The sequence below is a fragment of the Streptomyces sp. MNU76 genome (assembly GCF_020982545.1).
In the GTDB taxonomy this organism is placed as follows: Bacteria; Actinomycetota; Actinomycetes; order Streptomycetales; family Streptomycetaceae; genus Streptomyces.
On the sequence record NZ_JAJKLK010000008.1, the window covers coordinates 391,840 to 416,336 of the forward strand.

17 protein-coding genes and 7 pseudogenes are annotated in these 24,497 nt (G+C 71.4%); 7 read left to right on the forward strand and 17 right to left on the reverse strand.

Annotated features, from left to right (window positions below):
• Window positions 1–35: 35 nt before the first annotated feature.
• The gene (locus E4N62_RS21980) at window positions 36–608 is read left to right on the forward strand and encodes a hypothetical protein (protein ID WP_230216915.1); all 573 of its coding nucleotides are present in this window, start codon (window positions 36–38) and stop codon (window positions 606–608) included.
• Window positions 609–922: 314 nt separating this feature from the next.
• On the opposite strand, the gene E4N62_RS21985 is transcribed toward E4N62_RS21980, so the two are convergent.
• The 7 genes and pseudogenes from E4N62_RS21985 to E4N62_RS22015 all read right to left on the reverse strand — a co-directional run bounded on the left by E4N62_RS21985 (window position 923) and on the right by E4N62_RS22015 (window position 8,064).
• On the reverse strand, window positions 923–2,983 hold the full coding sequence (locus E4N62_RS21985; protein WP_374117039.1) for a polyprenyl synthetase family protein: 2,061 nt from the start codon (window positions 2,981–2,983) through the stop codon (window positions 923–925).
• Window positions 2,984–3,538: 555 nt separating this feature from the next.
• Window positions 3,539–3,718 (reverse strand): DUF6207 family protein, encoded by a 180-nt coding sequence (locus tag E4N62_RS21990; RefSeq protein ID WP_230216919.1) that lies wholly within the window; start codon window positions 3,716–3,718, stop codon window positions 3,539–3,541.
• A 65-nt stretch (window positions 3,719–3,783) separates the two neighbouring features.
• Window positions 3,784–4,503 carry an IS6 family transposase gene (locus E4N62_RS21995; RefSeq protein WP_230216921.1) on the reverse strand — a complete coding sequence of 240 codons (720 nt, stop codon included), beginning with the start codon at window positions 4,501–4,503 and terminating at the stop codon, window positions 3,784–3,786.
• Between the two features lie 89 nt (window positions 4,504–4,592).
• A pseudogene (locus tag E4N62_RS22000) lies at window positions 4,593–5,075 on the reverse strand (sensor histidine kinase); the annotation flags it as partial.
• A pseudogene (locus tag E4N62_RS22005) lies at window positions 5,074–5,199 on the reverse strand (IS5/IS1182 family transposase); the annotation flags it as partial. The pseudogenes E4N62_RS22000 and E4N62_RS22005, both read right to left, overlap by 2 nt.
• A 252-nt stretch (window positions 5,200–5,451) precedes the next feature.
• Complete coding sequence (locus tag E4N62_RS22010; protein WP_374117040.1) at window positions 5,452–6,687, reverse strand: IS701 family transposase; 1,236 nt, start codon at window positions 6,685–6,687, stop codon at window positions 5,452–5,454.
• A 156-nt stretch (window positions 6,688–6,843) separates the two neighbouring features.
• Complete coding sequence (locus E4N62_RS22015; RefSeq protein WP_230216923.1) at window positions 6,844–8,064, reverse strand: methyltransferase; 1,221 nt, start codon at window positions 8,062–8,064, stop codon at window positions 6,844–6,846.
• Window positions 8,065–8,167: 103 nt separating this feature from the next.
• Between E4N62_RS22015 and E4N62_RS22020 the strand changes: the two genes are divergently transcribed.
• Together E4N62_RS22020 and E4N62_RS22025 are read left to right on the forward strand one after the other, a co-directional pair.
• Window positions 8,168–8,824 carry an alpha-ketoglutarate-dependent dioxygenase AlkB gene (locus tag E4N62_RS22020; RefSeq protein WP_230216925.1) on the forward strand — a complete coding sequence of 219 codons (657 nt, stop codon included), beginning with the start codon at window positions 8,168–8,170 and terminating at the stop codon, window positions 8,822–8,824.
• Window positions 8,825–8,875: 51 nt separating this feature from the next.
• Window positions 8,876–10,117: an ROK family protein gene (locus E4N62_RS22025; protein WP_230216927.1), complete on the forward strand. Its 1,242-nt coding sequence runs from the start codon at window positions 8,876–8,878 to the stop codon at window positions 10,115–10,117.
• Window positions 10,118–10,123: 6 nt separating this feature from the next.
• Here E4N62_RS22025 and E4N62_RS22030 read toward each other — a convergent pair whose 3' ends face one another.
• Both E4N62_RS22030 and E4N62_RS22035 read right to left on the reverse strand, forming a co-directional pair.
• The gene (locus E4N62_RS22030) at window positions 10,124–10,483 is read right to left on the reverse strand and encodes a GtrA family protein (RefSeq protein ID WP_230216929.1); all 360 of its coding nucleotides are present in this window, start codon (window positions 10,481–10,483) and stop codon (window positions 10,124–10,126) included.
• Window positions 10,484–10,557: 74 nt separating this feature from the next.
• A pseudogene (locus E4N62_RS22035) lies at window positions 10,558–10,911 on the reverse strand (glycosyltransferase); the annotation flags it as partial.
• Window positions 10,912–11,038: 127 nt separating this feature from the next.
• On the opposite strand from E4N62_RS22035, the pseudogene E4N62_RS48105 reads away from it, so the two are divergent.
• Together E4N62_RS48105 and E4N62_RS22045 are read left to right on the forward strand one after the other, a co-directional pair.
• A pseudogene (locus E4N62_RS48105) lies at window positions 11,039–11,320 on the forward strand (ketol-acid reductoisomerase); the annotation flags it as partial.
• A 212-nt stretch (window positions 11,321–11,532) separates the two neighbouring features.
• Window positions 11,533–12,708: pseudogene (locus E4N62_RS22045) on the forward strand (ketol-acid reductoisomerase); the annotation flags it as partial.
• A 28-nt stretch (window positions 12,709–12,736) separates the two neighbouring features.
• Here E4N62_RS22045 and E4N62_RS22050 read toward each other — a convergent pair.
• A complete protein-coding gene (locus E4N62_RS22050; protein WP_230216931.1) occupies window positions 12,737–13,270 on the reverse strand; it encodes an ATP-binding protein in 534 nt (177 codons plus the stop codon).
• Between the two features lie 270 nt (window positions 13,271–13,540).
• On the reverse strand, window positions 13,541–13,864 hold the full coding sequence (locus E4N62_RS22055; protein WP_184898104.1) for a hypothetical protein: 324 nt from the start codon (window positions 13,862–13,864) through the stop codon (window positions 13,541–13,543).
• Between the two features lie 355 nt (window positions 13,865–14,219).
• Between E4N62_RS22055 and E4N62_RS22060 the strand changes: the two genes are divergently transcribed.
• On the forward strand, window positions 14,220–15,344 hold the full coding sequence (locus E4N62_RS22060; protein WP_230216933.1) for a PLP-dependent cysteine synthase family protein: 1,125 nt from the start codon (window positions 14,220–14,222) through the stop codon (window positions 15,342–15,344).
• Between the two features lie 127 nt (window positions 15,345–15,471).
• On the opposite strand, the gene E4N62_RS22065 is transcribed toward E4N62_RS22060, so the two are convergent.
• Window positions 15,472–16,305, reverse strand: a complete 834-nt coding sequence (locus E4N62_RS22065; protein ID WP_184898106.1) for a DeoR/GlpR family DNA-binding transcription regulator — start codon at window positions 16,303–16,305, stop codon at window positions 15,472–15,474.
• A 291-nt stretch (window positions 16,306–16,596) separates the two neighbouring features.
• Between E4N62_RS22065 and E4N62_RS22070 the strand changes: the two genes are divergently transcribed.
• Entirely contained in the window at window positions 16,597–19,209 is a 2,613-nt protein-coding gene (locus E4N62_RS22070) for a hypothetical protein (RefSeq protein WP_374117030.1), read from the forward strand.
• Window positions 19,210–19,246: 37 nt separating this feature from the next.
• Here E4N62_RS22070 and E4N62_RS49560 read toward each other — a convergent pair.
• The 5 genes and pseudogenes from E4N62_RS49560 to E4N62_RS22095 all read right to left on the reverse strand — a co-directional run.
• A pseudogene (locus tag E4N62_RS49560) lies at window positions 19,247–19,315 on the reverse strand (hypothetical protein); the annotation flags it as partial.
• A gap of 272 nt (window positions 19,316–19,587) precedes the next feature.
• Window positions 19,588–22,026 (reverse strand): right-handed parallel beta-helix repeat-containing protein, encoded by a 2,439-nt coding sequence (locus E4N62_RS22080; RefSeq protein WP_230216936.1) that lies wholly within the window; start codon window positions 22,024–22,026, stop codon window positions 19,588–19,590.
• A gap of 111 nt (window positions 22,027–22,137) precedes the next feature.
• Window positions 22,138–22,761, reverse strand: a complete 624-nt coding sequence (locus E4N62_RS22085) for a hypothetical protein (RefSeq protein WP_230216938.1) — start codon at window positions 22,759–22,761, stop codon at window positions 22,138–22,140.
• A 252-nt stretch (window positions 22,762–23,013) separates the two neighbouring features.
• Window positions 23,014–23,838: an MOSC domain-containing protein gene (locus tag E4N62_RS22090; RefSeq protein ID WP_230216940.1), complete on the reverse strand. Its 825-nt coding sequence runs from the start codon at window positions 23,836–23,838 to the stop codon at window positions 23,014–23,016.
• Between the two features lie 54 nt (window positions 23,839–23,892).
• Window positions 23,893–24,313: pseudogene (locus E4N62_RS22095) on the reverse strand (DUF6643 family protein).
• Window positions 24,314–24,497: the final 184 nt, after the last annotated feature.

The following is a 24,497-nucleotide window of genomic DNA, read 5'->3' on the forward strand; positions in this document are numbered from 1 at the left end:
CTCGACCCAGCAACGCCTGGACCACCACGCGCCTCATGCGTCGGACGGCAAGCGTGGCGACCTCGCTGGTCGCCACCGCCGTCCTGACCACCCCGGCCGGCGCCGCTCCCGCTCCCACCCGCACTCCTGTGGCAGCCCCACGTGCCGCGGCGCTGGCCTGCCGGGCCGCGACCCCGGCCGACCGGCCGGTGACGTTCTCCCCGAAGCTCACCTTGCGCCCACGGCACGTGAACATCACCGGCACCCTCAAGCTCACGGCCTGCACCTCCCCCAACGGCTCCCAGCAGCGTCTGCGCAGCGCGACCCTGACCATGAAGGGCTCCGGACAGGCCAGCTGCAGCGGCGCATCGAACATCACCGGCACGGCCACCATCACCTGGCGCGACGGTGCCGGCCACCGGGCCGGCACCTCGGCGATCACCTCAACCCGCCGCTCCATCAGCGGCTACAACCCAGGCGACGCCCTCCTCGGCGGCACCGTCACCCACGGCGTCCTCACCGGCAGGAGAGTCGTCGGCTCCGCCACCCCCACCAGCGACGTCACCTCCTGCGCGACCAGGGGACTGGCCACTCTGCACGCCGCGGGAAAGATCAAGTTCATGCGCTGACGGCGCCCGCCTCCCGCACCGAGCGGACCACACGGCAGGCCCTCGCGGAGCCCGCCCGGCGCGGCCCCTCGGCACGGCCGAGCATGTCGCAGCCACCCGGCCCGCGGCAGGCGGCTCTCTCGCCGTCGCCGGCAAGAGTGTCCGCCGGGGCGATCGCCGCGCTCAGTGCCCGGGCAGCCGGCAGCCCCGGTGCAAGCGCCACGGGACCAGCACGCTGCTCCACGGGCGGGCCGAACGCATCGGAGGGCGGAGCACCGCGGTCGACCCTGTCGGGTGGATCCGCTCGACAGGGCGCGGATGCACCCGCAGGCGTCTCAGTGTGCCGGTTGCTCGGGGGCGGGTCCGGGGCGGTCAGGGACGCGTTGTGCGGCGTACCAGCCCAGGGCACGGATCATCGCCTTGTGCTGACTGGGTGGCAGCAGAGGCCCAAGGGCTGTCCAGGCCTGGTCGATCATGTCCTTGGTTTCGGCTGCGCATGCCTCCAGGGCCCCGCTGTGGGCGAGGAACTCGGCAGCGCGGGCGGCACCCTCGGGTGTGCGGAGGTACAGGGCGTCTCGCAGCCGGCGCCGGTCGGGCAGATCGAGCAGGGCGATGGCATGGGCGACGGGGTAGGTGACTTCGCCGTTGAGGAGGTCCTCAGCGGGGACCTTCGCCGTGCGGCCCCGACTGAGGTCCTCGGCGGTGCTGACACCATCGAGATCGGCGACGTCGTCGCTGATCTGGTAGACAGTCCCGACCGCTGCGAAGTAGTGGCTGACGGCGCGGATCTGCTCCTCGTCGGCGCCGGCCAGCACGGCGGCAGCCTCGGCGACGCACCCCACCGGCACGCCGGTCTTGAGCCGGTGCGCCATGCGGATCTGCTCAAGGAGACGGCGGTTGTCTCCGCTGACGACGGCCTGCTCGAAGACCTCCCGGTGACCGGCGAGGTCGAGAGACTGGCCGGCATGGCCCGCGCGCAGCCCACGCAGGTAGATGCGGTGGACGCGCAGCATCGTGGCCGGGTCGTGCTGCGGGATGCGGTCGAGGATCGGGTCGAAGGCGAAGTAGGCCGTGGTGCCGACGGTGATCGCGGCAGGCGTTCCGATCAGCTCGTGGACGGCGGTACGGCCTCGGCGCAGCGGCGAGTTGTCCTGGATGTCGTCGATGATCATCGAGGCGGTGTGCAGAAGTTCAGGGGCCGCCGCCAGCGGACGGTAGGGCTCGGGGTCGACGCCGAACAGGCACATGACCGCGATGCCCGCGTAGGGGCGCCAGGCCCGGCCGGGGACGTCCAGGAGGTGACGTACCGGCTGGACGAGGGTGGCGTGCAGCCGCCGCCGAGTGAACGTGTCGAGGGCCGGCCCGTATTCCGTGCCGGTGAGGGGGGCGAGGTCCTCGTCCGGGCCTGCGGGGTAGACGGCGGAAACCTCCTCGCGGGCGAGGGCGTAGGCGCGGCGCGTGTACTGCTCGAAGTCGGTAATGGTGTTGGGCGGGACGGTTTCCAAGAAGGCCTGCCCACGGACCGGTTCTCCGTCCATGGTCCCGGTCACCGTCGCCGGGCTCTCCCACCAGCTCAGGAGGCTGCCGATGCTGCGGATCTCCCCCCTGGCAGCGGGCCCGATGACGTCGAGCTCAAGCGCGAGTTCGGGAACGCGCACACGGGCAGCAGTGGGGAAGGTGTTGAGCGTGGCGGCCGACGTCCAGTGCCGCAGGGGTTCGTACACCATCTCAGACAGGCGCCACGACCCGTCGGGCGCGGTCACCGTGGCCGTCGAGGTCTCATCACCGTGACGCGCACTGGTAGCGGGGTCGCAGATGCGGAACTGAATGGCGCTGATATCCCAGCCATTGTCCAGCTGGATTCCCGCCCATTCCCATGAACGGTCCCCAACACCCACAGAGCGTTCGGCCCGATTCCACGCACCGCCCCACGAGTGCTCGAACCACGCACGCCCCTGCATGGCGACCAACTCGCCTGTCCCCGTGGTCACCGTTCCCTGCACATCGAGCCGCGAGATGACGTGCGTCGTGATCTCGTCCCCACCGTCGGAAAACCGGCCGGGCACCCGCCCGTCAACGTTCACCTGAGGGACGGCCGGCTTGCAGGGCACCAGCCGGAGATCAAGACACGGGTGGCCTTCGCTGCGGAAGCGGAGACGGTAGCTGCCATCCCCCTCGGCACGCAGCACCGCGAGGTCGCCCAGGACGATGTCCAATTCGGAGGCCGAACTTCGGACAGAACCCTCTAGGAGCCGGTCCGGCAGCGGCACGCCTTCGGAGAGGACCTCTGCCAAGGCTGCACGAACACGCGGGTCACCCACCTGGTCACCGAGGATCGAGTCGCGGACTACTCGAAGCCCGCCAGGCGTCAGCCACGATCCCGCGCCCGTCCCCATGTCGCCGCCCCAGGTGGCGACGTAACCGTAACCCGGCTCCGGCACATCTTTGTCCACCGCCTCGTGCCGAACGAGAAGCACCGCCCAGTGGTGCGCGCGCCCATCGTCCGCGCTCAGGTGCCCATTGAGGTACCACCACTCCAAGCCGGCAGCAGGATGCGGCGTGCCGTGCGCACCAGGGCGGACGGACGGTGACGTCCTCGCAGGCCCGGGCAGGCGGACACCGGAGGTCGAAGAGGCGGTGGCGTTGATCACGGGCCCAACCTAGGATCCCGGCGTCGCAAGCTGCAGAGCTTCCACGAACGACGACGCCATAGGGTGATCTTGACTGCGACACCACTGACCGGCCGTGTCCTTACAGCGACCGCGACCGTTCAACCCTGTCCTCATGCATCTACCCAACCGAGATCACCCGACCAGGAACCGCGTTCGATCAGAACCGTCCTCGTGATCGATAGAGATACGGCTTCTCAGGGGCGAGCACGCCGTCCTCAGGTGTGGCACCGTAGAGCCAGGCTGGCTCCGTCGCTTTCCCCCGTAGCGACGGAGCCAGCCTCACTGCATCCCGGACTCCTCCGCGTCCGAGGGCCCGGGGAGCGTCTGCCGGAGATCGGTGTACAGGCGGATCCGTACGCCGGGCTGACCCGGCTCCCGCGTCACGTGCTCGGCCGGCGCCGTCGCCCACGTCCGGACCACGGCATCCCGGAAGGCCATGACGCTCGCTGGCGCTGTCACGTTGTTGGGTGGGTAGGTGTCTGATGGTGCGTCGTGGCGTGGTGGAGCCCGGTTTCGGGCTGTGCTCAGGCCGTGGTGGAGGGGTAGGCGGCGCCGGTGATCTGTTCCCAGATTGTGAAGCGGACGGTCATCTCGGCTCGGTAGTGGTGTGCGGACAGCCGGTGGCGTCGGGGTCGGAAGTGGGGTGAGATGCCGCTGAACGCGGCCAGGAACCGCTGGGCTGCGCCGGTGCTGCGGAAGCCTTTCATCGCTCGTTCGCGCTGCCTTGTTGGCTGGTGGCTGTTCTCCGCCCGGTTGTTCAGCCCCTTGTGGGAGCGGTGCTCGACGGAGGGCATGACCTCGCGGTGGGCCGCGCCGTAGGAGCGGAGCTTGTCGGTGACGATCACCCGCGGCACCGTGCGGGTCTTCTTCATCAGCCTGCGCAAGAAGTGCCTGGCCGCGGCTTTGTCCCGGCGGTTCTGTACCAGGATGTCCAGGACGTTGCCGTCCTGGTCGACCGCCCGCCACAGATACTTCTGTTCTCCATTGATCTTGATGAAGACCTCGTCCAAGTGCCACTTGTCACCAGGTCGGGGCCGGCGGCGGCGCAGCGAATCGGCGTACCGCTGCCCGAACTTGGCGCACCAGCGGCGCACCGTCTCGTAGGAGAGGACGATCCCGCGCTCGAGCATCAGCTCCTCGAGCTCGCGGAAGCTGAGGGGGAAGCGGTGGTACAGCCACACGCAGCGGGAGATGACCTCGACCGGGTATCGGTGCCCCTTGTACGACGGAGCCACGGCCCCCACGGAACAGCCCCCTCCAACACGATCAACCAGAAGATCATCCCACCCGCTCAGCCAACGTGACAGCGCCTCGGCGAGCAGTACGCGGATGGTCACGGGTTCCCTCCCAGCGGCAGTACGGCACTGACCTCGAAACCCTTACCGGGAAGCGTCCCGGCGTCCAGCGTTCCGCCCACACTGCGCGCCCGCTCGCGCATGCCGACGAGCCCGAATCCGGGCGGGCCGCCGCCCGTGCCGATCCCGTCGTCGGTGACGGTGACCCGCAGGGCGCCCTCCACGGCACACACCCCGATCCTGATGCCGACGTCCCGCCGGCCGCCGTGCCGTACGGCGTTGGTGAGGGCCTCCTGCACAATCCGGTAGGCGGCCGCGCCGACGGCGGGCGGCACGTCGTCGGTGGTGAGCCTCAGATCCACCTCGGCCCCGGAGATCCGGGCGGCCTGCGCGAGGCCTTCCAGTCCGTGCAGGTCGGGCAGCGGGCCACGAGCGTCGCGGGCGTCGTGTGTGCGCAGCACCTCCAAGGTGGTGCGCAGTTCACCGCGGGCGGTGCGACAGGTCTCGGCGATGTCGTCGACGTCTGCTCCAGATCACCCCCTCGAACTGGTCCCGCAGCCGCTCGGGGTACGGGCCGTACTCGCCTATCGGCAGAAACGGCTCGATCAACTGCCACTGTTCATCGGTGAGTTGCCTGCGCGTCACGATCGTCTTCCTACCGGATCCGCCTTCCAGACGGATCCGGATCGGCAAGATTGATCACGACATCACACAGGCCCTAATACTCCAGCAGTACTTCGTGGCTTGACCTGGGGAAACGTCGAGCGGTGGGAGTGTAGCGGGCGGGAAGTCGTCACGGACGGCTTCTGCCCGCACGCCCCTCGAAGGAGTGCCCCCGACGTCGGTAGTGGCAGCGGCGGGCCACCGCTTGGCGTCGTCGGCGCCAGTGCGACCAGCTCAACACGTGAGTGAGGGTGTGAACGTCTCGGGGTGTGTGAGCTGCCAGGAGTCGCCGCACTTCTGCCACGGTGAGCTCGATGACCACGGCATCCTCACCGGTGGATCCCCTTTTTCGGCTGCTCGCGCGCTCATCGCAACGAGGAAGGTGTGGGCGAGCATGGCCAAGGTGACGTGCCGGTACCAGCCGACGTAGCGGCGGACTTCGTACTCGTCCAGGCCGCACTCGTTCTTCGCTGCCTGGAAACACTCTTCGATCGCCCACCGGGCGCCGGCGACGCGCACCAGTTCGTCCACGCCGACATCCAGCGGTGCGTAGCCGAGGTAGTAGGCGATCTCGTCCGGCCGACTCAAGCTGCGCCGTGCCAGCGCCCACCGTCGACGGATCAACACGCCGTCCTGGTGGTCGTACTCGGACACTGGGCGCAACTGGACGGCCGCCCAGTCGTATTCGCGCTGTCCCTTCGCGCCCGTCCCGCAGGAACGGCGTTCCCATGCCTGGTCGGGGGCCTGCTCGAAGGCCTTGTCGATGCGTGGGCCGGCCAGGGAGAACTGGGACTTGGGGACGGCGAGGACGTAGCCGACGCCGGATGTTTCCAGCATCCGGCGGAAGCGGTTGTCCTGTCCGTAGGCGGCGTCCGCCGTGACCCAGGCGACCGGCAGCGGCGAGGCCAGCGCCCTGCGGACGATCGTCGCCGCGAGGGTGTTCTTGGTGGCGAACTCCCGCTCGTCGGGGACCTTGGCGGCGCGGCAGCGGTCACGGTCGTCCGTCCAGGACTTGGGCAGGTAGAGCTCCCGGTCCACCAGGGCGCGGCCGGCTGTGCTGGTGTAGGCGGCGAAGACGCCGATCTGGCAGTTCTCGGTGCGGCCGGCGGTGCCGGAGTACTGCCTTTGGACTCCGGCGGATGTAGTGCCCTTCTTCAGGAACCCGGTGTCGTCGATGATCAGCACGCCGTCGGGGCGGCCGAGGTGTTCGGCGACGTAGGTCTGCAGGTCGTCGCGGATGTCGTCGGGGTTCCAGCGGGCTCGGGAGAGCAGGTGCTGCAGTCCGTCCGGGGTGGCGTGGCCGGCGTGTTCGGCAAGTTGCCAGCTGTTTTTTCGGGCCACCGGGGCGAGCAGTGCGCGCACGTAGTCCCGCATGCGGCGGCGTGGTTCGACACGGCCGAAGTGGCGCCCGATGGTGGTGAAGAGGTGGTCCAGGTCGCGGTCCCAGGTCTCGGCTGCCTGTTCGGTGATCACGACCCGAGGCTTCCCAGGCCCGGGGCGACCTTGCCATCGGGGGCACTCCTTCGAGGGGCGTGCGGGCAGAAGCCGTCCGTGACGACTCCCCGCCCGCTACACTCCCACCGCTCGACGTTTCCCCAGGTCAAGCCACGAAGTACTGCTGGAGTACTAAGTCCGCCTGACCGCCCTGAGCACCACGAACTTGGCGTCGCTCGCGACGAGTTCGCTGTTGCCGAAGATCCGCCGCAGCGTCACGTGATAGCCCAGATGACGGTTCCCGACCACCCAGAGCTCACCACCGGGCCGCAGGGCCCGCCGCGCCCCGGTGAACATCCGCCGCGCCGTGGCGTCGCTCGTCGCCTGGTGCGAGTGGAACGGCGGGTTGTTCAGGACCAGATCGACACTGCCCGGCGCGAACCCCTCCAAGCCGTCACCGACCAGGAACTCGGACGCCCCGCCGGCCCTTCCCTCGGCCGCACCGGGTGCCGTACCGCGCACCGCTGTGCCGCCCTTCCCGTCGGCGCCCGGCAGATTCGCCCGGTACGTTGCCTCCGCCGAAGCGACCGCCTGGTAGGACTCGTCGACGAACACCACCTCGGCGCCCGGATCGGCCAGCGCGACCGCCGTACCGACCACCCCGTTGCCGCACCCCAGATCCACGACCCGCCCGCCGCTCGGCGCCTTCGGCAGCTGCCGCAGGAAGAACCGGGTGCCGATGTCGAGCCGGTCGGCACAGAACACGCCCGCGTGGTTGACGACGGTGCGTCCGGCCAGCACCCCGATTCCGTCCGGCAGCCGGTAGGTGTACGGCCACGGATCGTCCCCCCGGGCCTTGAGCGTCGCCGCGTCCGGAGCGCAGTGGATCAGCCGCGCCTTCTGCCGGGCGAGCGAGGTGCGGGTCGGGCCGAGGATCCGCTCGAAGAGCTTCAGCGTCGAGGTGTGGATCTCCTTGACCATCCCGGTGCCGATCACGACCGTGCCCTCGTGCACGGCGGGCGCGAGCCGGTGCAGCTGGTCCTCCAGGAGCGCGAGGCTCTTGGGGACCCGTACGAGGAGCACGTCGACGCGGTCCGGCGGAGTGTCCCGGGTGGTGAGCAGCCGCAGGGCGTCCGCCTCGACGCCGTTGCGTTCCAGGTTGGCCCGCGTCGCCTGCCGGCCCAGGAACGAGTCGGTGATCTGCGTGGGCCGGTGCGCGGCGAGCGCGGTGGTCAGCGCGCCCCAGCGGTCCCCGACGACCACGACCGTCCCGTCCAGCCGCGTCCCGTTCTCCGCGAGGTGGCGCAGCAGATACGCGTCGGACGCGTCCCAGGCGCGCAGCGGGTCACGGGGGTCCTCGGGAAAGCGGGCCAGGTCGTACTCGCCCTCGGGCACGGTCATACGGTCGCTCATCGTGCGCCCAGGCTAACCGAGCACGGCCCCGCTCCCGGCCGCCGAGCAGCCGTGGGGGCGAGGGCCCCGCCGGCACCGGGCCGCCGTGCGGGACGATGGTTGCATGGACGCCGAGCTGTTCCCCCGGAGCCGGACGGAGATCGCGCCCGGCGCGGTCCATGTGCCCGACTGGCTGGACGCCGAACAGCAGCGCCACCTCCTGGACGCCTGCCGCGTGTGGGCCCGCCCGCCCGCCGGGCTCCGCACCGTACGCACCCCGGGCGGCGGCACGATGACCGCCCGGCAGGTCTGCCTCGGCCGGCACTGGTACCCGTACGCCTACGCCAGGACCGTCGTCGACGGCGACGGCGCGCCCGTGAAGCCGTTCCCCGACTGGCTGGGGGAGCTGGGCCGGCACGCCGTCGAGGACACCCTCGGAGCGGAGGCGGCGACCGCCGCGTACGACATCGCCCTGATCAACTTCTACGACGGCGACGCGCGCATGGGGATGCACCGCGACGCCGACGAGAAGTCGGACGCGCCGGTGGTGTCGCTGAGCCTCGGTGACAGCTGTCTCTTCCGCTTCGGCAACACGCGGACACGGACCCGGCCCTACACGGACGTGGAGCTGCGCAGCGGTGACCTCTTCGTGTTCGGCGGGCCGGCCCGGTCCGCCCACCACGGGGTGCCCCGGGTGTATGCGGGGACCGCGCCGGCCGGGCTGGGGCTGGTCGGGCGGCTGAACATCACCCTGCGGGTCGGCGGCTTAGACGACGGCTGAGGCCCGCCGGTCGGGGTTCGACGCCGAGCGGATCATGGGAGACTCGCCCTCATGGACGGGAAGGCGGCCCCCAAGGCGGCGGGCGAAGGGACGACGGCACGGACGCGCCTGGACCGGGGCAGGGGCGCGCTCGGTCCGGCGCTGGAGCTGGTGCACACCGGGCGGGCCCCGACGAGGGCCGTGCTCACCGCCGAACTGGGCGTCACCCGGGCCACCGCCGGTGCCGTGGCCGCCGAGCTGGAGGCGTTGGGGCTGATCCGGGTCGACGCGCACCCGGGGGCCGCAGCCGGCTCCCAGGGCCGGCCCTCCCACCGCCTGGAAGTCGCCGAGGAGGGACCCGTCGCGCTCGCCGCCCAGGTGCACTCCGACGGCTGGCGCGCCGCGCTGGTCGGGCTCGGCGGGCGGATCGTCGCCACCACACCCGCCTGCGAGATCGTGGACGCCGACCCGGCGAAGGTGCTCGGCTCGGTCGTCGACGCGGGCGCCGAGCTGCTGGCGGAGACCGGGCGCCGGTGCGTGGGGTCGGGCCTGGCCGTGCCGTCGGCCGTCGCCGAACCGGCGGGGCTGGCCCTGAACCCGCTGCACCTTGCGTGGCCGGCCGGGGCGCCGGTCCGGCAGATCTTCGCCGAGCGGGTCCGCGCGGCCGGGATCGCTGGACCCGCGTTCGCGGCGAACGACGTCAACCTCGCCGCCCTCGCCGAACACCGGCACGGCGCCGGGCGCGGTTCCCGCGATCTGCTGTGCGTGGCGACCGGGCACCGGGGCGTCGGCGGCGCGCTGGTCCTCGACGGCCGTCTGCACACGGGCAGTTCGGGCCTGGCCCTGGAGGTCGGTCACCTCACCGTCAACCCCGAGGGCCGCCCCTGCCACTGCGGCAGCCGAGGCTGCCTCGACGTCGAGGCCGACCCGCGTGCCTTCCTGTCCGCCGTGGGCCGCGATCCGGGCCCCGAGGGTTCGCTGCTGCAACAGGCGAACGAACTGATCCGCACCCAGTACGGCGACCCCGGTGTCCGTACGGCCGCCGAGGCCGTCATCGACCGCCTCGGCCTCGGGCTCGCCGGGCTCGTCAACATCCTCAACCCCGACCGCATCATCCTCGGCGGCATGCACCGCGCCCTGCTCGACGCCGACCCCGACCGGCTGCGGGCGGTCGTCGCCGAGCGCAGTCTGTGGGGACGGCAGAGCGGGGTCGCCCCGATCCTGGCCTGCACCCTGGATCACAACAGCCTGGTCGGAGCGGCCGAGTTGGCGTGGCAGCCGGTGCTCGACGACCCGCTGGGAGCGCTGGCCTGAGGGGGCTCAGCCGGGCCCGGAACCCCGCAGCATGATCGTGCGGGACACCAGGAACGTCACCGGGATCGCCGCCCCGGACGCCAGCAGGGGCGCGAACCTGTTGCCCGCGTGCAGCACGTCCACGATCACGTACACACCCGCCGTCGTGAGCAGGAAATTCGTTGCGTAGGTCAGCGGGAACAACAGGAATTTACGCCAGGTCGGACGGGTGCGATAAGTGAACCGCGCGTTGAGGAAAAACGAGCTCGTCATACTCAGGGTGAATGCGAGAACATGCGCGGCGAGATAGGGAAGCGCATTGAGGAACAACAGATAAAGGCCGTAATAGACCCCGGTGTTGACGACTCCGACCAGGGCGAAGGCCATGATCTGTCCCGATGTGCGACGCTCGGGTGCCGGGCGGGCCGCGGGGTGCGGCGGTGTACGCGTCGCCGTCCCCATCAGCGAATGAGGTCCTTCGTCGTGCCGCACGCGGCGAGCCCCTCCGTCTGTTCCGCGTTGGTCGCCTGCACCAGGAAGCGCGGGCGTCCCTTCACCTCGTAATAGATCCGGCCGGTGTACTCCCCGATCACCCCGAGCATGATCATCTGTACTCCGGCGAGGGCGGTCACGGCCATGACGATGGTGACATAGCCCGGCGTCTCCACGCCGTTGACGAGTGCGTCACCCACGATCCAGGCCGTGTGGAGCCCCGCGCACACCAGCAGGCACAGACCGAGGTGGAGGGCGGCACGCAGCGGACGGTTGTTGAAGGAGAGCAGCCCGTCCAGCCCGTAGTTGACCGTCCCGGCCAGATGGAGGAAGAGCCGAAGCTCGCGATGGTCGTCCCGCACACCGCCACCTGCGCCTTTCGTTTTCCGCAACGCCCCGCTGCGAAGGTTGCGCTTGTCGCAACACTCGCCGGGACCCTACAACTCCACCATGACCACCTCCACCGTCTTCGCCCCCGAAACCATGGACGTGCCCGGCGGTGCCGAGACCGTCCTGCGTGGCGGCCGCCACCTCTTCCCCCTGTTGCCGCGGGCCTTCGCCGGGGTCCGGCGCATCGGGGTCGTCGGCTGGGGACCGCAGGGCCGGGCCCAGGCCCGCAACCTGCGCGACTCCCTCTCCGGCACGGGCATCACCGTCTCCGTCGGCCTGCGCCCCGGCTCCGCCTCCGCGGCCGACGCCCACGCCCACGGGTTCACCGAGGCGGACGGCACCCTGGGGCCTGTCTGACAATTCCCGTCTGCCCCGCGACGCCATGCACGCGCTCTCGCCGCACCGGGCGCAGAGCCAAGTACATCCAGTACGAGGCTCCACGCCCGGCACGCCGAGAGCACGCTCCCCCAGTCTCGGCTGCGCTCGACCGGGAGGTACCCCCACGACGCCGCGGGGCCGCCCTTCGGGCGACGACGGAGATTGTCAGACAGGCCCTGGGCGACTGGCTCGCCGTCACCGCCGAGAGCGACCTCGTCATCCTGCTGATCGCCGACGCGGCGCTCGCCGCCCACCACCGGGAGATCTTCGCCGCCCTGAAGCCCGGCGCCACCATCGGCCTCTCCCACGGCTTCCTCCTCGGCCACCTCCGGGCGACCGGCGGCGACTTCCCGCCCGGCCACGGTGTCATCGCCGTCTGCCCGAAGGGGATGGGCGACTCGGTCCGTCGCCTCTACGAGCAGGGGGCCGAGATCAACGGCGCCGGGATCAGCAGCAGTTACGCCGTCCACGCCGATCCCGACGGCCACGCGACCGACCGTGCCCTCGCCTGGTCGGTCGCCCTCGGCTCCCCGTACACCTTCCGCACGACCCTGGAGAGCGAGTACCTCTCCGACATCGTCGGCGAGCGTGCCATCCTGCTCGGCGCCGTGCACGGCATCGTGGAGAGCCTCTACACCCGTCACCGGCTCGCCGGCGACGACGAGGTGACCGCGTACGAGCGTTCCTGCGAGAACGTCACCGGTCCGATCGCCCGCACCATCTCCCGTGCCGGCCTGCGCGCGGTCCGTGAGAACCTCGACACGGACGGACGAGGCGTCTTCGACCGAGCCTACACCGCCACCTACGGGCCCGCCCGGGAGATCGTCGCGGAGATCTACGACGAGGTGGCCGACGGCACCGAGCTGCGCAGCGTGGTCCTGGCCGAACGCCGCCTCGGCGCCCGCCCGATGAGCGAGATCGGCGGTTCACCGATGTGGTCGGTGAGCGCCCGGGCACACGCCCGCCGGGGAGAACGCGACCTGCCCGTCGACCCGTTCACCGCAGGGGTTTTCATCGCCACGATGACCGCGCAGATCGACGAGTTCGTCGAGCGCGGCCACCCCTGGTCGGAGATCGTCAACGAGTCCGTCATCGAGGCCGTCGACTCCCTCCTGCCCTACACGCGTGCCCGGGACGTCGCCCACATGGTCGACAACTGCTCCCGCACGGCCCGCCTCGGCGCCCGCCGCTGGGGCCCCCGCTTCGCGGCCGCCTACACGCAGATCGCCTACCCCGCCGCCGAACACCCAGCCGACGAGGGCCTGTTGGCGTCCTTCGCCGCCCACCCCGTGCACCAGGCCCTGGCGGCGGCGTCGAAGCTCCGGCCGCCGGTGGACATCTCGGTGGCCTGAAGGGGCCTGAAGGGTGGTCACCGCCCGGTCAGCCTGCGACGGCCGACCGGGCGGGAGCGTGTTCGGACCTGTGCCCACGCGCGGCGGGCCTGCGTCCGGTGTCGTACGGCGGAGCGGTGTCGAGCGTCAGGCCCGTGTCGTACGGCGAGATCTTCGGTACCGAGGCTGAGGACGCCGGCAGGGTGAACCACACGACCTTCCCCGTCTCGCCGTGCGGCCGCACACCCCAGCTCTCGCTCACCGCGGCGACCATCGCGAGCCCTCGGCCGCAGGTGGCGAAGGGGTCCGCGTCCTGGACGACCGGGAGACGGGGGTCGTGGTCGTGCACCGAGACCGTGAGCCGGCCGAGGAGCAACTCCATCTCCACGGTGCACGTCTTGTCCGGTTCCGCGTGCCGGTGGACGTTGGACAGCAGCTCGGTCACCCCGAGTGCGGCCCGCTCTATCAAGGGATCCAGATGCCAGTAGCGCAATTGCGCAGATACGATTCTGCGGACCTGGCCGATCCGCGACGGCAGGGCTTGGAGCTCCACCGTGCAGTGCCTGCTTTGCTGGCTGATCACGGCTGCGACTCCCCGAATTGAGTCCGGAAGAAGATCGGAGTACGGATCCAGCGAGGTGGCTGGGCGAAAAACGCCGCCTGCTGAGGTGCGGCCGCCTACGACTGCCGCCTGGGGCGGAGGCATGAGCCGCCGCCTGCTCGTGGGTGGCTGTCGACGACCGCCGCCCGCTGACGTGGCCGGCGGGCTGGTTCGCAGCGTTATCGCCGGTAAACCCAGAGTGACGTGAGACCAGAGTGACCCAGGGGGCCCGGTCCCGCAACTCGCGGTTCGTCAGCCGCTGCGACCGGCCGCCCTGCGCACCGCCTCTATGAACCGGCGCGCGGACGGTGGACCCGGCTTGCCCGGAGCGGGGTCGTGCTCGTTCAGCGTGAGCGTGTAGCGGGTGCCGTTCACATCGGCCAACGCCCGGTCCTCGTTGGCGAACCAGGGCTTCGAGGCCCGCACCGCCTGCACCGGCGCGCTGTCGATCTCGCTGCCGTAACTGGTGAGCAGTTGCAGTCGGCCGTCCTCGATCCGGACCTGCCCCGCCCGGGTGAGCTGCCGCAACCTCTTCCCGATCCGCACGCCCGTGGCCGTGAACTCCGGCTCGGCCATGTACCCCGCCCCCTAGTGCGCTTCGGCTGTGCCTGTCGTCTGATCCGTCGCGGACCGTGATCCAGTGTGCCCGAGGTCGCCTCCCCCTGGACGGCTCCGGCGGCGTCGACTCGGCCCGTGCGGTGAAGTCTGCACGTCCCCCGCGTCGAGCACCAGTGCGCACAGAGGACCGGGGGCGGGGTTCCGGCGCATGCGCGGCATGCGCCCCCCATGCGCCCCGCGCATCCTCGCCACAGGAGTCTCTTTGAGGGACTCAAAGGCATGTTTATGCAGGTGAGAAGCGTGCGGAAGGTGTCTATCATCGGGACGTCCGACGCCGCGATCCGCCGTCGGCGCAATGCGTGAGGAGCACTCCGTGAGCACCGCCCACCCCACCCGTCCTGACGCCACCCTCGACGTCGATCACAGCGACACCGAGTACCGCGGCTGGCTCAAAGAGGCCGTCCGCAAGGTCCAGGCGGACGCCAACCGCTCCGCCGACACCCATCTGCTGCGCTTCCCGCTGCCCGAGAGCTGGGGGATCGACCTGTATCTCAAGGACGAGTCGACCCACCCCACCGGCAGCCTGAAGCACCGCCTCGCCCGCTCCCTGTTCCTCTACGGCCTGTGCAACGGCTGGATCCGGCCGGGCCGCCCCGTCATCGAGGCCTCCAGCGGTTCCACGGCCGTCTCCGAGGCGTACTTCGCCAAACTGATCGGCATCCCCTTCATCGCCGTCATGCCCCGCACGACCAGCGCCGAGAAGATCCGTCTGATCGAGTTCCACGGCGGACGCTGCCACTTCGTCGACGACTCACGCAGGATGTACGAGGAGTCGGCCCGCCTCGCGGTGCAGACCGGCGGCCACTACATGGACCAGTTCACGTACGCCGAGCGGGCCACGGACTGGCGCGGCAACAACAACATCGCCGAATCCGTCTTCCGCCAGCTCCGTCTGGAGCGCTTCCCCGAGCCCGCCTGGATCGTCGCCACCGCCGGGACGGGCGGCACCTCAGCGACCATCGCCCGCTACGTCCACTACATGCAGTACGACACCCGCATCTGTGTCGCCGACCCGGAGAACTCCTGTTTCTTCGAGGGCTGGACCACCGGCGACCCCGACGTCACCTGCGACTGCGGCTCCCGCATCGAGGGCATCGGCCGCCCCCGCATGGAGCCCAGCTTCGTCCCCGGTGCAGTCGACCGCATGATGAAGGTGCCCGACGCCGCCAGCGTCGCCGCCGTCAGAGCCCTGGAGAACGCGATCGGCCGCAAGGCCGGCGGCTCCACCGGCACGGGCCTGTGGAGCGCCCTCAAGATCGTCGCCGAAATGGTGGCCGAGGGCCGCCAGGGCAGCGTGGTCACCCTCCTGTGCGACCCGGGCGACCGCTACCTCGACAAGTACTACTCCGACGAGTGGCTCCGGCGGCAGGGCCTGGACATCGAGCCGTACGCGGTGGCGATCGAGAGGCTGCTGACGACGGGCGTCTGGACGGACTGAGGCGCGCTTGTCCCCGCCGTGCACGTCCGCGCCCCGTCAGGGGCGCGGGGAACTGCGCGACCAGCTACGAACGACCCGCAGCCTCGAACCGACCTCATCCGTGGCGGCGCTCAGAAGGTCCGCGCGCTCAGACGTCCGCGCCGTCGTCCTCGTCCTCCCCGGCCACCACCAGGCGCCGCAGATGCTCGGAGATCTCGGCCCGCGCCTGCGCGGCCAACCCCGCGTCGGTCACCAACGTGTCGACCTGCTCCAACGCGGCGAACGAACTCAACCCCACCGTCCCCCACTTGGTGTGGTCGGCCACCACCACGACCCGCCGCGCCGACTGCACCAGACGCCGGTTCGTCTCGGCCTCCGCCAGGTTCGGCGTCGACAGGCCCGCCTCGACCGATATCCCGTGCACGCCGAGGAACAGCACATCGAAGTGGAGCGCAGCGATCGCCTGATCGGCCACCGGCCCCACCAGCGAGTCGGACGGCGTCCGCACCCCACCGGTGAGCACGACGGTCGCCGCACCCTGCCGGGGGCCGGTCGTGCGCTGGGCGGCGTGGAAGACGTCGGCCACCCGCACCGAGTTGGTGACCACGGTCAGATCCGGCACGTCCACGAGCCGGTGCGCGAGCGCGTACGTCGTCGTGCCGCCCGACAGGGCGATCGCCGAGCCCGGCGCCACCAGCTCCGCGGCCGCCCGTGCGATGTCCTCCTTGGCGGTCAGCTCCAGCCCGGACTTCGCCTCGAACCCCGGCTCGTGGGTGCTCGCCTCGGCCACCGGCACGGCGCCGCCGTGCACCTTCTCCACCGCGCCCTGACGGGCCAGCGCGTCCAGATCGCGGCGGACGGTCATGTCCGAGACACCGAGTTTCCGCGTCAGCTCGTTGACCCGGACCCCGCCCCGCCGTCGTACCTCGTCGAGGATCAGGGCTCGGCGCTGCTCCGCGAGGAGGTTCTGGTTCTCACTCACGTTCGCTCCGGTCCTCTCGCCCCATCACGCCCGACACGCCTTCCCTACCCCCTCCGACGAGGACATTCCCCCGTCCCCGGTCCCGAGGACGTCCCATATTCGCACGCTCCACCGCAGGTGACGCCATTCCCCGCACAGTCGCGTGCACGTCACGCTGCGTTCCTCGCGCCCGCCACTATCACATGGATCGGGGAGATTCGGTGATCACAGGTGTATGACGTCCGATCTGGGGCGATCATCAGTGCCTGCACATCACACCGACTTGTGGCGCGTCACGGGGGAAGCGGAACAGTGGATCGTGCGAGGGAACATACGGCACATACGGAACCCAGGGAACAGCCGGCATCGCGGGACGGGGGCCGACACCCCTGTTCCGGCCGTTCCGCGACGGACGGGACCGCCCTCGAACTCCTGGTCCACGGCGTCGGCGGCACCACCCCCGAACGCATGCTCGACGATCCGCGCACGGTCCGTGTCACCGGCGACGACACGGCCGCGGTCTTCCGGCGCATCGACGACGCCGACGCGGAGAAACATCCCGCCGACCATCGCGGCAAGCCCGTCCCCGAGGCCTACGTCTGGTGCAACCTCACCTCCGGGAACAGCTCACGGGCCCTGTGGCTGCTGTTGCTGCCGTTCATGGTCGTCAACCTCGCGCACTGGATGCGCCCCAGCAGCCGCGGTCGCCGACGCACGGTACGCCTCTACGGGCTCCTCGTCCGGCTGGTCGGCCTCACCCTGACCGTGCTGCTCGTCGCGGCGGCCTGTGAGGTCGCGCTCGACCTGACCGCCTGGCAGTGCGCCGGCGCACGCGCGTGCGCGGAGGCACACACCTGGCTCGGCTTCCTCTCTCCCGCCGTCTCGGACGACGGCTGGTGGAGCCGGCCCGGCCGCCGCCTCGCCGTGGCGGCCGTGGTGCCCGCCGCGCTGACCGGCCTGCTGTGGTACCTCTCCCACCGCACCTGGAGCGCGTACGAGTCCCAGCGCCCCATGGACCGCGACGACGTCCGCGCCGAGGACGAGAAGCCGGCCCCGGACGCACCCGAGGGCGAGGCCGCGACCCACATCGCAGCCGTGGGCGACGCCGCGACTCACATCGCAGCCGCAGCCGCAGCCGCAGCCGATGCCACGGCCCGAGCCGCAGCCGATGTCGAGGACACGGCCCGTGTCGCGCTCGGCCGGCCCGGGTTCTGGTACGGGCGCCGTCTCGTCGCCAGGCTGCGCGCCGCCCACGCGGCGGCCGGGTTCCTCACCGTCGCGGCGGCCGTGGGCACCTCGGCGGCCCGCCACGACCGCCGAGCGGGCGGACCGGCCCTCCTGGAGCTCCTGGGCTGGCTGCTGAACTCGGCGCTCGTGCTGCTGGCGGTGAGCGTGCTCTGGGTGGTCTGCCGCAGAGGCCGCAGCGAGCGGCGCCTCGACAAGGAACTCGACGAGAACCTGGTCCGTCTCCTCCCGGCCTGCTCGATCGCAGTGCTCGTCCTCGCCGTGGTGTACGCCGGGTGGTCGCGCCCCGGCTGGAGGTCGACGGGCCGACTGCCGGGCGACCTGGCCTTCGGCGGGATCACCCTGGTGCAGGGCCTCCTCGTCGTCGCGCTCGGCGTGGTCGCCCACCTCCTCCACCGCTCCCGCCCCGACCCGCGCACCGCCATGTACGGCCTGGCCGGCCCCGCCGTCGCGATGCTCGCCTGTGCCCTCGGGGGCGTGATGTCCGCCGGTGTCGCCCAGCGGGTTGCCGACTGGCTGGGCGGCACGGAGGACGCCCTCTCCGGCCCGCCCGTCCTCCTGACCTGGCAGGCCTCCGTCATCCCACCCCTCCTCCTGGTCCTCCTCGCCCTCCTGGCCTGGCTGGCCCACCGCACCTGGGTCCTGCGCGAGGCGGAGACGGCGGCGGTGGAGCGCGAGTACGGCCTGCTGGGAGAACCGCCGTTGGAGCCGCTGGAGCCGCTGGAGCCGCAGGAGCCGCAGCAGCCCTCGGCACCCGGAGCTTCCGGCCCGGCGCTGAACGGGGAGCACGAGGCACAGGACGCCGGTCGCACCCGTCGTATCGCGCGGACCCGCGCCATGGCGGCCCTCACCGACCGGGCGCCCCGCATCGTCGCCGTCACCTCCACCGTGACTCTGCTGCTCGGCGCGGCGGCCCTCACCGGTGCCCTGGTGACGGGCGAGACACCGGCGGGGGTGGCGCACGGCTCGTACGACATCGTCGCGGGCGCCGCCGAGACCGCGCAGGCGCTGGGGTCCTGGCTGATCGGCGTGGGTTTCCTGCTGTTCGTCACCTGGGGCCGCCGGGCCTACAAGGACGCCTCCGCGCGGCGCACGATCGGCATCCTCTGGGACGTGGGCACCTTCTGGCCCCGAGCCGCACACCCGTTCGCACCGCCCTGCTACGCCGAGCGGGCCGTACCCGACCTGACCTGGCGCATGGCCACCTGGACCCGCTCCACCGGCGGCCGGCTCGTCATCTCCGGCCATTCCCAGGGCAGCGTCCTCGCAGCGGCCGCCGCATGGCAGCTCACCCCGTCGGTGCGCCGACGCGTCGCGCTGCTCACCTACGGATCACCGCTGGAGCGGCTGTACGGGCGCTGGTTCCCGGCCCACTTCGGCCCGGAGTCGCTCGCCGCCCTGCACCGCGAGGTCGACTGCTGGCGCAACCTGTACCGCCGCACCGACCCCATCGGCGGCCCCGTGCGGCTGACGAGCCGGCACGGAACGCAGGTCGACGCCGAGCCCTTCACGGACCCGCTCGCCTACGGCCGCACCGGCGCCCACCCGCTGCCCGCCCCGATCCTCGGCCACTCCGACTACCAGGCCGACCCGGCCTTCGTGGCCGAACGCAAGCACCTGCTGGACCGGCTCGGCACTCAGCTGCCGGGGCCCCGGACCTCGCCTGGTCCCGACAGCTGACATCCCGCGCGGGACGCTCGCCCGTGGTCAGGAACGCGGTCACGGCACGGTTGCCGCAGGCATCGCCGGTACCCAGGTAGACGCCGTGACCCGATCGGTACGGCAAGCTCGGCGGACTCCTGCCCGGCCGGACCGCCGGGCTGGGCGCACGGGCACCAGGCGAGTGACGGTGAGGGCGAGGAGGCGAGAGCCGGGGTCGTGGCCGTCAGAAGGGTGCCGACGACCGAGGCGGTGAGAGCGTGGACCAGGGCGTTCCGGGTGCGAGCTGTCATGGCCCCATGCTGTCCGAGGGGCCACTGCCGCCCCATCCGGCAGCCCGGTCACCCGGGGGTGGGGTCTGCCCCCGGCCCTCGGCCCGCGAACCCGTCGGCCCGCGGCCTACGGCAGCTCCGGCAGGTCCTCCGCGTAGAGCAACGTCAGGTCGTCCGTGCTCGGTTCGTCGACCTGGGCCACTCGGCTCGCGTGCCGCTCGACCATCGCCTCGAAGGTCTGGCGCGCGGTACGGCCGTTGCCGAAGGCCGGGCCCTTGGGGAGGGCGGTGAAGTACTTCAGCAGGGCGTCGCCCGCGCCCGGCGCCAGCCGGTACTCGTGCTCCTCGGCCTGCTGCTCCACGATCCGCAACAGCTCGTCGGGGACGTAGTCGTCGAAGGTGATGGTCCGTGAGAAACGGGACGCGACACCGGGGTTGACGGTGAGGAAGCGCTCCATCTCGGCCGTGTAGCCCGCGACGATGACCACGACCGCGTCGCGGTGGTCCTCCATCAGCTTCACCAGGGTGTCGATGGCCTCCTTGCCGAAGTCCCTGCCCGAGTCCTCCGGCGACAGCGCGTACGCCTCGTCGATGAACAGCACACCGCCACGGGCCCGTTCGAACGCCTCCTGGGTGCGGATCGCGGTGGAGCCGATGTGCTCACCGACCAGGTCCACCCGGGACACCTCGACGAGATGCCCCTTCTCCAGGACACCGAGCGAGGCCAGGATCTCGCCGTAGAGACGGGCGACCGTGGTCTTGCCGGTGCCGGGGGAGCCCGTGAACACCAGGTGCCGTTTGACCGAGGCAGCCTTGAGGCCGGCCTGCTGGCGGCGGCGGCCCACCTCGATCATGTCGGTGAGGGCGCGGACCTCGCGCTTGACGCTGTCCAGGCCGACCAGCGCGTCGAGTTCGCCGAGGACTGCCTTCGAGGTCCGCGCCGACGGCTCGGGCGCCACGGCGGGCACGGCCGTCGGTGGCTGCTCGGCGGGGCGCTGACCCGGGATCGAGCCCAGTGGAGCGGGCGCCTGAGCGCTGGTCTGGGTGGCCGTCTCCCGCGGGGCGGGGGTCCGCACGGACGCGCTCTCGTCGCTGGTGCAGTCCTCGACCACCGGACCACCGCCGGCCGTGCCGGGGCCGCCGTCAGCGAACTCGTAGCCACCGCGGGCGCAGCGCTCCGTACGGCACTTGCGCAGCGTCGCCTGGCAGCCGTCGATGATGTGGAAGCCGTAGCCTCCGCTGCCGGTCACCCGGCAGTCGAGGAAGCTGCCGCGGCCCTCGGCGGAGACGTAGAAGCCGGCCTCGGCGGGAGAGGTCACCGTGCAGCGCTCGATGGTCGGGTCGGCGCCCTTGGTGACGATCACACCGGTCTGTGTGCCGTCCACCGTGCAGTTGTTGAGAGTGCCGCCGCTGCCGTGGTCGCGGAACCAGGCACCCGTGGCGGCGTCCCGGATACGGCAGTCGTCGAGCTGCGCGATGGCCCCGTCGCTCACCGACACCGCCGTGTTGCGCACCTGCGACAGGTCGCTGTCGACGACGTCCGCGCGGGAGCCACGGTCCAGCACGAACAGCGCGTCCGGCACGTCGTGCACCCGGCAGGACTCCAGCACCGCCGTCGCGCCGTCGCTGACCCAGACCGCCGGGTAGTCGCCGGTGCTGTCGAAGATCTCGCACTGGTTGGCGTCCACCCGGGTGCCCGGGTCCCACACCGACAGGCCGTTGCGCCCGAACTGCCGGACCGACGTACGGGTCAGGGTGAGGACCGAGCGCGAGCGGAGGTCCACCGCGTTCTCGGGGATGTCGTGGATGCGGCAGTCCGCGAGGGTGAGCACGGCGTCGGTGTCGAGGGTGACCCCGTCGGCCGTGGTCCGGTGCACATCGCAGTCGGTGAGATGGGCCGTGGCCCGCCCGGTGATCTGTACGCCGCTGCCGCGGACCTCGTAGATCTCGCAACCGACGGCCTCCAGCGCGGAGTTCTCCCCGGTCGCCGTCAGGCCGGAGCCCGAGGTGTGGTGGATGCGGCAGCGCTCCAGCCGGGGGTGGCCGCCGCCGCGCACCGCGACTCCGGCCTGGCCGGCCGCGACGACCTCGCACTCCTCGAACACGCCCCCGCCGCCGTCGACCACGGCGATGCCGATGCCGGCCGGGTTGTCGACCGTGCAGCGCCGGACCGTGGGGCGGGCGCCGCCGCGCACCTCGATACCCGCGGCGGAGCGGGTGACGATCCGCAGGTCCAGCAGCTCGGGGGTGCCGTCCTCGACGAGCAGCGCGGGCGCCGCCGCGTCCTGCCCCTCCACATGCAGGTCCTGCACGACGGCCGAGGCGCAGACGGTGAGCGGCACACCGTCCACGGGCGCGATGCGCACCGAGCCCGGCGAACCCTCCGGGCCGCGCAGCGTGACCCCGCGCCGCACCACGAGGTTCTCCCGGTACGTGCCCGGAGCGACGATGAGCACGTCGCCGTCGCTCGCGGCCTCCAGGGCCGCGGCGAGCGACGAGTACTCACCCGTGCGGCGCCGCCACCGCGATGTACCGGTGTGCGTCACCTGGACCGTGCCCTGTGCCATGGCGTTGCTGTGCCCCCACCTCGTGGAACGCGGGTCGATGCCGAACAGTTCGGCTGGTCGGTCCACCGTAGCGTGCGCGGGCAGGGGGAGTTGACCGGAGTGGAAAGGCGGTCAGCTGCCCGTGCCCGTCCTGCCCCAGTCCGGCCCGGCCTTGTCCCATGCCTGGTCCCAACGGGTGTAGCGATGGCGGATCATGCGCCAGACGATCAGCCGTCGGATCCCCTCGACCAGTCCCGCGGCGAGCACAGTGGAGCCGAATCCGGCCAGCACCGCGTGGGTGGTCGCGGTGGCGGTGTCCAGGGGGCGGCCCACCGTGCGGCCCTGGCGGTCAGTCCACAGCGTGAAGTGGTCGCCGGGCCGAGGGGTCTTGAGGTTCGCCATGACCGTGCCGTGCCGGGCGGTGCCGTCCGGGCCGGTCCAGTCGGCGACGACCCGGCTCTGCCGGTCCCGGGTCGTCGCGGTCTCCGGATCCGGGTCCAGGGGGGAGCCGTCGACCTTCTTGACGACCGTGGCCGTGACCCGGTGGCGGCTCAGCTGCTGGTCCCGCACGGACTGCTGCAGGGCGCTCTGGGCGCTGGTGCCGACGACGGCGCCGATCAGCGGCGCGGCGACCAGGATCAGTACGAGGGCGGCGAACGCCAGCCAGGCCTCGACCAGATCGGTCGGCCGTCGCAGTGGGTTGTGACGCCAGCGCCACAGCCCGCCGAACGCCCGTAGTCCACCGATTGCCCGCACTCGCCCCACACCCCCTTACGCGTCCGTGATAGCCCCGGGCGGAGCCGTCCACGCGCGATCCCGGTCAAGAGAGAGGGAAATCACCCTCCGACCGGCCTTCTCATGAACTTCTCACAAAGACCCAACGGCCGGACCCGCGGCGTGTGTTCCCCGCGCGAACCGAATCGTAGGCCGAATCGGGGGAGATTGAACTTTCAAGAGGGTTTCGGGGGTTCTCTCAGGACCGCCCAGAACCCATCGGGATCGAACTCGCTATTCGAGCACCCGGACCGGATCGCCGACCCGTACCGTGCCCGGGGATTCCGGGACGAGGTTCTGTCCGAAGGCCAGCTTGTCGCCGAAGCGGCGGTGGCGGGCCAGGGTCCGCAGCGGCTCACGGCCGCGTTCGGCGGTGTCCTGGTCGGTGGTGGTCACCACGCACCGGCCGCACATCTTGGCGACCCGGAAGCTCACTTCGCCGATGGTGACCCGCCGCCATCCGTCCTCGGCCCAGGCGTCCGTGCCGTCGACGACGACGTTCGGCCGGAAGCGGCTCATCGGCAGCGGGCCTTCCTCGGCGTGGTCGCCCCGGGCGATCAGGTCGTTGAGCGCGTCCAGCGAGGCGAGTGTGGTGAGCAGCAGCGGATAGCCGTCGGCGAAGCTGACGGTCTCGCCGGGGCGGGCGTACTCGGGGTCGATCGGTCGGCGGGTCGCCGGGTCGTCGAGGTGCACGAGCCGGACCGGGAGGCCCAGGTAGTCGCTGAACCAGGTGTGCGCCGCCGCGTCGGCGGGGACGCCCTCCACCTTGTCCCGCCAGATCTCCACGGTGATCGTGTCGGCGGGGGAGGGTACCGGGACGGTGAGGGGCTCGCGGCCGGGCGCGGACAGCAAGAGGCCGCCGCGGGGCTGCTGCCCGGCGGCGGCCAACGCCATGCGCGGATGCGGACGTTGAGTGATGACCTTGCCCGAGTCGTCGACCAGCACCCAACGGCGGTCGCCCGCCAGCCCCCAAGGCTCCACGGCGGCCTCGTCGGGGGCGAAGCCCCGGGCCGCCTTCAGCGGGTGGACATAAATCGAGTGCAGTGACGGATTCCCCATGGGGTCATCCTGCCAGCAGGCTGTGACAACCCCACGCGAAAGGTTCCAGATGCCTCAGTACCCGCGGTACTGCTGGCCGTTGTACGGGTCCTGCTGGTACGGGACCGCGGGGGCCGGGCGGGGGGCCGCCGGGCGCATGGCCTCGTAGCCCGCCATCGGACGTTGCTGCTGCGGCGGCTGGGCGCCCGGGTAGCCGCGCGGGCCGGCGGCCTGCTGCGGGATGTACGCGTTCGGCGCCTGCTGGAGCGGCGAAGGCTGCTGGGCCTGCGGATAACCGTAGGCGGGCTGGGAGAGGCGGCAGCGCGGACGGGAGGGCGGGCAGGTTGCTGCCCGGCGTGTCGTACGCGGCAGGTACCCGGATCGGGGCGATCTGAGGGGTTCCCCGCTCGGCGACGAGAGAGTCGTAGATCGGGGTGTCCGCGAAGGACGAGGCGGAGTAGTAACCGCCGCCGTAGGTGGAGCGGGGGGAGGTCATGGCACATAAGTTAAGCCCACGATGTGCTGGTTGGGGAGACCGATAAGAGGGTTGTTTTCCGTGTCGGCAGTGACGCCGGATCCCCAATGCGAGCGAACTCGGCGAAAAAGGGCAGCAAAGCGCGTTCTGATCGTGTAAGGGCCGAGTTCCCGGCCGGTTACCGGCGGTTGACCAAGGATCTTTC